Raw genomic sequence first — 1,188 nt, 5'->3', positions numbered from 1 at the left:
CGTCGATGAAGAGGTCTGGTCTCGCGCCAAGGCCCGCCAAGCCGCATTGGATGAAATCCGGCTCGACAACCAGGTCGTTGGCAAGGCGCCCCTGTCCGGGTCGCAGGCCGCCCGGCGACCTGCTTACCTGCTGTCCGGCTTGATCCGTTGCGGTTGCTGCGGCGGCCCGATGAACGTCGGCGGCTCCAATCCCAAGCGTTATTACTGCGCCTCGGCCCGGGAAAAGGGCAAAGCGGTTTGCGCCGGCATTCCCGGCATCGCCAAGGACAAGCTGGAACGCACGGTCCTGGACGGCATCCGCACCCAATTGATGCAGCCCGAGGCCATCGCCGAGTTCATGGAGGAGTACCGCCGGCAATTCGCCCAGTTGACCGACGACCGGACGGCACGACGCAAACAGGCGGAAGCGGCCTTGCGCAAGACCGAGAAGGAGATCGCCAACATCCTGACGGCGATCAAGGCCGGCATCTTCACCGAGAGCACCAAGGCGGAATTGGAAGGCCTGGAAGCGCGGAAGAAGATGCAGTCCGTCGAGGTTGAAGCCGCGAATGCCGAGCCGGCGGCCTTGCCGCCCGATTTGGCCGACATTTACCGCAGCAAGGTCGAAGCACTGGTCGCCTCGCTTAACGCCCCTGAAACGGCCCTGGAGGCGAAGGACGCCGTCCGCGCCTTGCTGGACAGGATCGTGGTGCATTGGGATGCGGAGGCGAAATCCCATGCGGTCGAGATCGAGGGCGAACTGGCGGCTTTGCTGGCGTTGGGGACAAACAAAAACGCCGTCTCCTTGGGGGAGACGGCGTGTTCGTTGAAATTGGTTGCGGGGGCAGGATTTGAACCTGCGACCCTCAGGTTATGAGACCCATATTTTGTGTTTCTCTGAATTTCTAAGCACCTCTAATGCTTTCGCATTTCACCGACATATCAAAGTTGTAGCCCATATCAAACCCACTCTCGCTTTCGCACCACCCCGCTACATTTTGTGCCTCATTGAGTCCATGAGGAGTCCATGGATCGATGGCAATGAGCGCAGGAGCATCGGACCACAAGGTGCTTTCCATACGAGCTCTTGCCTGCGTCACGACTGCGTATTACATATGTGAAAGTCTGTGTCATACCGGCGAACCTACGAAATGACCTGCTGGACCCAGGGCTGATAGCAGAGGCTTTTGACCCTGTCGCTGTCGGCGA

1 protein-coding gene is annotated in these 1,188 nt (G+C 59.8%); it reads left to right on the top strand.

Translation table 11 applies throughout. The features are described 5' to 3' along the window. A partial coding sequence (locus tag A6A05_RS03870; protein WP_172822179.1) for a recombinase zinc ribbon domain-containing protein occupies positions 1-856 on the top strand: 856 nt, incomplete at its 5' end. Positions 857-1,188: the final 332 nt, after the last annotated feature.

Source organism: Magnetospirillum moscoviense (assembly GCF_001650635.1).
GTDB classification, from domain to species: Bacteria; Pseudomonadota; Alphaproteobacteria; order Rhodospirillales; family Magnetospirillaceae; genus Magnetospirillum; species Magnetospirillum moscoviense.
This window is presented reverse-complemented; position numbering and strand designations above follow the sequence as displayed.